We start from the raw sequence: 8810 nt of genomic DNA, 5'->3' as shown, positions 1-8810 counted from the left end.
CACCAGGGTCTATGTGGTTTTCTTAGCGAGGTGAAGGGGTGGTGTTCAGCCGGGTTCCCTGGGCCGAACGACCCCGAGAGCAATTCCGCTCTCCATTCAATACATCGCGGTTGCCTCACTCCTGCTATAGGGATTGTGTCGGAACCGTCCGGCCCTACCAAGGTCCTCGATCCAGCATTCATCCTGTAGCAGCTAGTCGAGGTAGTGGCAGGTAGTTCAGTCCCTCCTATGCTCTCTCATTGATTCTAGCCTTTAGCGTATCGCAGCAGAGCGGACCTGTCTGGTGTCAATTAGATTTGAGGGGTTCGATTGAAGTTCAGACCAATGTCGGCAAACAGTTCATGTCTAGGGCTGGCGCTTGAGACATGACTCGATCCAACCGGTGCCGGGTGAGCGTCGGCATACGAATGAACTCCACGCCAAAGGCGTTTTCACGAAACCAGCGGATTTTTCCCAACTCGATGAATAGAGAGGACGTTGGATCGGGCAAGACAACGCTTAGTTTAATATAGCTTCCGACGAGGACGGTCCGTTCACAGGTCACGGAACAACCCGAAAGGGAAAGGTCCGACATCACCCCTTCACCAACGAACGGGGCGCCACCGAATATCACTGGGTACGCGACCGAAAGCCGTGGATGGATTCGCCAGTTTATGACAGTTGTGTCAACCATGGATATGCCCTCCGTAGGGAGCAGTCTATCCAGGTAGATGGCTGGTGAGCCATTCCTCAGAGGAGGGGCCCATAGAACAAAAACGATCTGTGGATCAGTGCCCTCTAAGCGGGTCAACGACCAGTTGTAGCAGACTCGCGGCGGTCCATGGCTGTGTCGGGTCTTAAGGCTTAGAATTCTCTGGAAAAGAGGGAGGAGGGGCCGTCGACGGGGGTTCGAGTCGTTCAAGCACATCTTGTTTGAGTTTAGTCGGCTCTTCGATTCGGTTCTCTCTCTGCAAAGTATTAAGATCTCTAGCCTTTCTGGCATTCAGTTCGACCATGTCCGCACCGTCCCGGACTAAATGCGGCGTGAGGAAGACAAGAAGGTTCAGTTTCTCAACCTGACGAGTTTGAGATTTAAACAGCCACCCCAACCAAGGGATATCGCCAAACCATGGGACCTTCTGTTCGCTAAGTGTGATATTGTCACGCACCAAGCCTCCAATAACCAGTGTCTGTTGATCCTGGGCAATCGTCGTGGTTTCCATCGAACGTTTGGTCGTTGTGGGTCCGACCGGGACAGAAGAGGTGCCGGTGCCGATTGTTTGAGCCACATTTTCTGCGATCGCCGTGATCTCCTGCTTGATTTCAAGGCGAATTAACTCATCTTCGAGAACCTGTGGTGTCAACTCTAATGTCACACCTACGTCTTTTCGCTCGATTGTCACGAGGGTCCCACCAGTGATGCCTTGAGCCTGCCCGGTTGGAAAAGGCCGATTCTCACCCACGACAATCTTGGCTTTTTGATTGTCCGCAGCCAGCACTTGCGGCGTGGAGAGGACGTTGGTGTCGGTCAGACTCATCAGGAGATGGAGGAAGGCTCGAACATTAACGGTGTTCAACACTTGCAGCCCACCGCCTGAAGCCGCGCCGCCCGCAATGCCGGCGATGATCGCCGCAATATTTGCAACTTCTTCCGGCGCCCGGTTGACTGAGACGATTCCTCGAACGGCATCACCCCCTCCTGCAGCGAGCACCTGCGTAGGATCGGTACCGATCTGGCGCAGGCGATCGACTTGAACCTCCAGGATGACGGCTTCCACGAATACCTGTTTGCGCTTTATGTCCAGGTCGCGGATCACTGGTTGGAGATGATTCCATGCGATCTTGGTCGAACTGATCACGATGGAGTTCGTGGCCTTATCGGCAAACACTTGAACCGGAGCCTCGAATTCCGTCAGGGGTCTGATCGGAGGCCTGGTGCCGGGGGTTATTTGTGCGACAGTTTGTGAGCGGGCAACTAAATTGGTCAGCACAGCAGCGAGATCCGTGGCATTGGCGTTCTTGAGCTTATACACAAATACACCTCGCTCCGGCGGAAGGTCGCCCATCGGAACGACCTGGTACACATTCCCGCCTTTGGGAACCACCGCCAATCGAGCTGCTTCCAATGCCGCGACGAACATGTGGTAAGCCTGCTCCGACGAAACCTTGGTGGGAGAAAACACTGAAATCTTCCCCCCCTGCTTCTTTATGGTTTCATCCAAGACGAAGTTCTTCCCAGTCAGTTCGCTGATAAAGCGGACAAAGATGGGAACATCCACATCGTTGAAATCGAGCGCCACCTTCGCCGGGTGGCCGCCTGTCCCCTGCTGCGAGAATAGAGAAGGAGGGTAAGCCAAGAAGAAAAGCAGTAACAAAACCAGGCAGGCTTCAAATCTTCTGGTCGGTTTCCCTGGGCGACAAACTATTGGAATGACTTGCACGATGGACCCATTGATTCTGATTCCGCGACATCAGTTGGTGCTTGATACGCGAGTCTGACCGTATCACAGGCGTATTAAAGGACACAACCAGGATGAAGTTTTTCGAACGGGAGCCTCAGCTCTTGTGCAGAGGAGGGTATCTCTGACAATCCTTTCTCAAATAGGAGCCGGTTCTTTGCAGGGTAGTTAATTACTTCCACAAGACAACCGATAAAGAAGACTACGTGCGTGCGTTCAGGCGTACATTTTACCGAGAAACTGATTAATCTCTTATTCTCGTATATCCGATTTGTGTCATTTCTAACTGACCAAGTTGGGAATGGCAAAGGTCTGTCCAAAATTGGATGGACGAAGGAAATACAAGGAATGCTCGTGAATCAATCCCTTAATTTACAATGACTTGATCCATGAATCACGAGGATCGAATAAGGCATCTAGATTGCACCCTCCTCAAAGGTTTCACCCCCTATGTCATTGTTCAATCCAAGGAGTCCAGAAGAGTCGCATGGGCCGGTACGGAGCTCCCATGCATAAACGATCTGATAAGGTTGTAGCGTGCGCGCGAATAAAAAACCCCCTTTAAAATCCGATAAAACCCAGAACATCCGTGGCCACAAGCGTGGTGTGGTTGGCTACAGCAGGAAAACTGCGCTTCTTGAAGAAGCCATTACCCAGATGAATGCCGGAAAATATGGGCGTTCTTCTGCCGCACTGAAGGAATTACTGGCACTCGATCCGCACAACATGGAGGCGCGACGGCTTTTTGCTACACTCCATCTTCGTCTCGGGAGTCTTATCCCGGCGAGACAAGCCTTTGACTCACTCATCAGCGAAGCGTTTCAGCGCCAAGACTATTGGCTGGCAGAATCGTTGCTTCGTGAGTACTTAGCCGCCGGTCCTCGATGTGTTCCTTTCCTGGAGAAACTGGGGGCGCTCTATCAAGAAAAAGGAAATATGCTCGAAGCCGTTGCAGAGTATGGCAAGGCGATCGATATCTTGATTGAAGACCCTGATCCCGATAATCCACATCATGCCTCTCAGCTCTACGCAAAAATACGGGAGCTAGCTCCCGCGAGTCCTGTGGCCTTTCGATTCACGTCTTTCTTCGACGTGCAAACCGGTGAGTTGCTGGCCCGTCAGTCTAACGATTCTGGACAATCGACGGTCGCTCCATCGTCCGACATGTCTGAGGGTAGTCAGGGTATGCAGGCAGGTCTTGAACCAATGGATGGGGTGATGCCGTGGGAGATTCAGGATTCTCAAGAGACAGCACCGGATGTGTTCAAAGTAACGGACGTACCGAATTCATCGGAGGCTCTAATCCCACCGGTAATCATGGACCTTCCTGCACATCAAGGGCCGACTCTCGATGAAGAGATGGTGCATTCCAATCCACCTTTACGAGAGCAGACCTCTGGTAATGCGAGTGAAGGGAAAAGTGACGCACAGGACAAAACCTGCATCCATGAATTTGAAAGTGCTCCATCCGAAGCAGGGATGAAGGATCTTTCTGGACAGGTTGATCTTGAAGGTACGTATTCACTCACTCCATCAATGCCCGTTGCAGAGAGTTCGGAGACACAACATGGGCTAGATCCGACTGTGTCAACAGGTTGCCCTGGAACACCTCAGGACCAAGAGAGGTTGTTAGACGAGGCTGAACCAGAAGCATCCTATGACATAAGTGGCTCATCCACGACATCCGCACACAAGGAGCCCGCCGGTGCTTCGGAACCACCAATTAGCTCAGCACAGCCCATCGAGGCTGCTGGCATAATGCCCTCATCCCAGATTGAAGAAATGTCGGCTCCCGTCTTTTTGGGCACGGAACCGTCGGCTGCTGGATCAATAGAGGCTGAGGATCGACAGTTTTCTCTCCAGCAGCCTGTCGAGACTAATTCAATGGAGGTGGTTGCTGAACCGCCTTCAGATACTCCCATTCCATCCAATCCCGAGGCGGTTTCTGCTAACAAGATTTCAGAACCGTGGAAGCATCCTGGTTTCTCATGGGAATCCCTGTTTAATAGTGCATGGAATTTCGGAAGCGATCATTCTGCGAATGTCCCTTCCTCGGAAGTAACTCGGACAAACATTGAGGAAGAAGCCCTTACTTCAGCCTCTGCAGCATCTCTCCAGGAAGTGTTAGAAGACCAAGCACTGGAAATTCCGGCGCGTGAGGAGTCGACGTCGCTTGGAGAGCAAGTCTCTTCCGGTTATCAAATTGTGCCTATGCCATGGGACCAAGTTCAGGGGTCGGTCATATCGATTCTCCCCTTGGAAACAGATCAGCCGGTCAGCGAAAATACGGAATCAACGGTAGATCGATCGGCTGGTGAAGCCGACTCGGGCTGTGTACTGAACGTTAGTGAAGATCAAGCGCAACCTCCGATTTCTCAGATCAATTCAGTTGTTGAAACGGAGGTGTTCTTGATCGCTTCAGCACTGCAGACACCGGTTTCGGCTGAGCCAGAGACTTCTGCTGTTGGTTTGGGACAATTCTCTTTTCCGACAGAAAGCAGCCCTGCCTTTGTAGAATCGGAACCGCAGCTTCCGGCGGTGAGCTCTCTTACGATGGATGAGGCGCCGCCATTGGAAACTCCTGTGATAGTGACTGTGCCACCACTTTTAGAGCATGGATCGGTGCCAGTCGATATAGTGGTTCCCTTAGAAGTTTCTTCTAAGAGTGCTGACTCAGTCTTGAGCGAGGATAATGACCGAGCGATCGCTACCGCTCGCAGCGCTGTTCAGAAGCTTCCCGTCACCCCGTCACAACCTACCGGCGAGACGCAGCATGATGAAACCGAGATTTTACTTTCTTCCCCATTACTAGAGCACCAGAAAAGTTGGGAATCGCCGCCTGCGATAGGGATAACTTCCCCTCTCGCCGAAGAGATGACCGAGGTGCAGATCCATGAACAGCAACAGCCGGCAATGGCGTTTGTTGAGGCGCAATTTCCTATTCCTGAACCGGTTCCTAAGGTAGCGCCTGAACAAGAGGAATGGGTCAAAGCGGGAGAAGCGGCTCGATCTATTGAACAACCTCCAGCGGCTCTCGTTGCTCAGGTGCCGCCGGCGATTTTAGAACGGATGGAAGTCAGCCGGCCTATGTCGGAGGCTCCTGTTGTTGATGTGCTCTTTGAGTCGTCCCGAAATGTCAGGACGACTGAGTCGCGACAACCAGTAGTGGAGTCAAAGCTCTGCCGAAAGACCAATTCCACACTGAGTCGAGTCCGCATTGCGATTGCCGACTTTGCCAGCTCATGCTTTTCAACTTCGCGTTCTATTGTGGTGACGTGTGTGGGGCTGGTGATGCTTTCGGGGTTCCTCATGGCATTAGGGATCGGAGCCATCGGACTGACCTGGGTCATCATGGAAGAGTCGTCATCTCCGGTCTTTCAAAGCCTCACCACCATTCCTCAACGAACCCTGACGGATTTCAAGAAAAACGGCTACTTTTTCCTCCTCGGGATCGATGCGCCGGTTGGTCTCGATCCGATACAGGCGGGGCATGATCGGAAGCTCGATACTAACGGTGGTAGTTCGGCGTTAGTATGTTTTGGTGGTTCAGGATCGAGGACGATCGAGGGATCGAATGCATCCACGAACGTCATGCGTGGGTGGGTTCGAAGTCCAGATCCTATCGGTGAGTTCAAGTCTCATCAAGAGACTATCAAGGGATGGCGCAGTCAGCATGAGCAGGCGCTCAGTCGGTATGGTCAGTGGCAAAAACTACCCTTTGAAGACTGGGGTTACGGTCAGTCTGTCGAGTTGCCCTGTGCCGAAATGGTCTTCGCCCATCAGCTCCATGTGGCGGATGGATTTTTGCAGGGCGCGGATTTAGGCATTGATCGGTTGGAAACCGACATGGAAGTGTGGCGTATTGTACTTGGTCAGGCGAAAACTCTTACGATCAAAATGCTGGCAGCGCAGGCGATCAATGACGACATTGCAGTCGCATCGGGGTTACTCGTCCGTTCAGACTTTGACGCAAAATATCTGGGGCGCGTCACCAAACTTCTTCGCCCGCTTGATCACGTAGAACTTTCGATGCGCTGGCCCATGCAAAGCGAACTGGTTTCGGCCTTGAAAACATATGAGACTCAGCTGAAAGCAATTAGGGCCGAAGAACAGCCGGTGTACATCATGGTGGCATCTGTCATGCCCTTGCCGATGCAACGCCGTCTCAACGACTATGCAGAATATTACGATGCGTCTTATAAAGCTGCCGGTGAAGGGCAATATGGTTCATTGCCGAAACGGAGAAACTATATCCACTTTCCAGCGGCCGGCCTGATGGACTATCTAACTAATCCGATCGAGAACATTGTAGGCCTGGAACCGCTTGCACCATGGGACCTGTACAACGGATTCGTAGTCGATACGGATGCCCACCTCCGACTTGCCAGCTTACAAGCCTGGCTCAGACGTGGTTCCCTGGATGGAAATCTCCTCACAAGGATTGCGAAAGCAGGGCAAGGTTTTTATGATCCCTATACAGGGTTGCCGATGTTGGTGAACATGAAAAAAGGCGTTCTCTACAGTGTCGGACACGACGGCAAAGATCAAGATGGCAACTCTCAGTTGGATGTGGTGGTGGAGATCCCTGCCGCATACACGTCTTCCTCCTCTACGAACCGCTCAGCCGCCTCATCCAAGTCCTGATAAGCATTTCCGATACGCCCTGCCTGGCATCGCTTGCTTGACAGCGCTTGGAGTATTTCACACAATCAGCGGGTCCTGTATAGATGAAGAGGTGTGTCATGGATATCCACCAAGACTATTCTTTGGCGGTCTTTCCGTGAAAAAGGGTGCGACGTTCACGACTGCTGTTCCGACACAGATCGTATCCAACGAGGAATTTGTCCCGATTTGCCAAACGGCCGAGCAAGCTTGCGTCGACCGGGTAACGAGAGCATTGGCAGAAAAGGCGGCGGCTCGGCGTGGATTGACACGTCGAGGCTTCCTGAAGACTAGTGGCGGTATGGCGGCTGCGTTACTGGCGATGAACTATGCATTCGGCCGATTTTTTAACATTGGAGAAATCGAGTTGTTCGAGACAGCGGCGTTTGCCGAGCAGCAAGAGGATCCGTATTTTATCTTCGACGTACAGACCCACTACGTCAGTTCCCACTACGATCCTTTTGATGCCGAATTGGGGCGGAAGGGGGCCGTTTCAAAACAGGGCTTGCTGTCGTTGAGAAAGCGCATTCGTGAGGTGGGGCTCAACCCGAAACTCGCAGGGGATCGTGGCACCCTCGACGATCTATCGTGGAAGAATTTTGTGAAAGAAGTATTTTTCGATAGTGAAACCACTGTGGGTCTCATCAGCACGCCGCCCGGACCTTATCCACAAGAGGCCGTTGTCCCGCCCAAGGAGATGGCCCACATCCGGGACGAGATCAATCGGTTGGCCGGTTCTCAACGGATGTTGGCGCACGGTCTGGCGACACCACAATTGGGTGCGGCTGATTTGGAATTCATGGCGATGCAGGCTGAAACCCTCAAGGTCGATGCATGGAAATGCTACACCGGTTCCTGTCCGAAGGGATTCGATCGAGGCTGGCGTATGGACGATGAGCGCGTTGCCTATCCCATGTTGGAACAGGCGCGAAAGCTCAATGTGAGAAAGATATGCATTCACAAAGGCCTGCCCATCGGTCCCGTTCCGGATTACAACCATCCCAGAGATCTGATCAGGGCGGCCAAGGACTTTCCAGATCTCAACTTTCTGGTGTATCACTCTGGGTTCCGAGGCGTAGCATCGATCGATCAGATATTCGCGAAGACCGGCGAGATCCCGTGGACCACCGAGTTCTGCCGGATGAAGGAAACGGAGCCGAGTATCTCCAATATCTATATGGAGTTGGGTTCTACCTTTGCCCAATTAGTGACGACCTATCCGTTGATCTGCGCGCATTTGCTGGGGCAGATTACTCGCTCGTTCGGCATTGAGCGTGGACTTTGGGGCCCAGATTCCATCTGGTATGGAACGCCGCAATGGCAGATCGAGGCGTTTCGGCGATTTCAGATCCCCGAGGAATTGATCGAAAAGCATCAGTATCAGCCTCTGACGAAGCGGGTAAAGGAACGAATTTTTGGATTGAACGCCGCCAAGATTTTTGGAGTTGATGCCGAGGCGAAACGGCGCGAAGTGCCGAATGACGCCCTAGGCCGGCTCAGAATGAGCTATTTGGAAGAAGGGGCCGAGCCAAGCCGAAGAGTGTATGGATGGGTGAAGGGGTAATGATGGGGGTCCTGTCAATGAGCGTTCCACCCGTCCTCGCACCTCGCCCGGTGTAGGGACCCGCTGCAGACGGGTGGGTAGACTGCGTCTCGGTGCGGCCCCAGGGTTGGGTGGGTGTGACAACGGTCCCAGCTCATTTGCACCCG

Annotated in this window: 5 protein-coding genes; 3 read left to right on the top strand and 2 right to left on the bottom strand. The window is 52.8% G+C overall.

Going from position 1 to position 8810, the window contains the following annotated elements; translation table 11 throughout:
- Positions 1-189, top strand: a 189-nt coding sequence (locus ACOSYY_RS12590) for a hypothetical protein (protein ID WP_421662801.1), incomplete at its 5' end; no start/stop codon positions are given.
- 127 nt (positions 190-316) lie between these two features.
- Here the strand turns inward: ACOSYY_RS12590 and ACOSYY_RS12585 are convergent.
- Together ACOSYY_RS12585 and ACOSYY_RS12580 are read right to left on the bottom strand one after the other, a co-directional pair.
- Positions 317-673, bottom strand: a complete 357-nt coding sequence (locus ACOSYY_RS12585; RefSeq protein ID WP_421662800.1) for a PilZ domain-containing protein — start codon at positions 671-673, stop codon at positions 317-319.
- A gap of 163 nt (positions 674-836) precedes the next feature.
- A complete protein-coding gene (locus tag ACOSYY_RS12580) occupies positions 837-2420 on the bottom strand; it encodes a secretin GspD/PilQ domain-containing protein (RefSeq protein ID WP_421662799.1) in 1584 nt (527 codons plus the stop codon).
- A 555-nt stretch (positions 2421-2975) separates the two neighbouring features.
- Here ACOSYY_RS12580 and ACOSYY_RS12575 point away from each other — a divergent pair.
- Positions 2976-7082, top strand: coding sequence for a tetratricopeptide repeat protein (locus tag ACOSYY_RS12575; protein ID WP_421662798.1), 4107 nt, complete (start codon positions 2976-2978; stop codon positions 7080-7082).
- A gap of 136 nt (positions 7083-7218) precedes the next feature.
- The gene (locus tag ACOSYY_RS12570) at positions 7219-8664 is read left to right on the top strand and encodes an amidohydrolase family protein (RefSeq protein ID WP_421662797.1); all 1446 of its coding nucleotides are present in this window, start codon (positions 7219-7221) and stop codon (positions 8662-8664) included.
- Positions 8665-8810 lie beyond the last annotated feature (146 nt).

It is taken from the genome of Nitrospira sp. BLG_2 (assembly GCF_049222245.1).
Note: the sequence above shows the minus strand (reverse complement) of the source record. Positions and strands in the feature narration are given on the sequence as shown.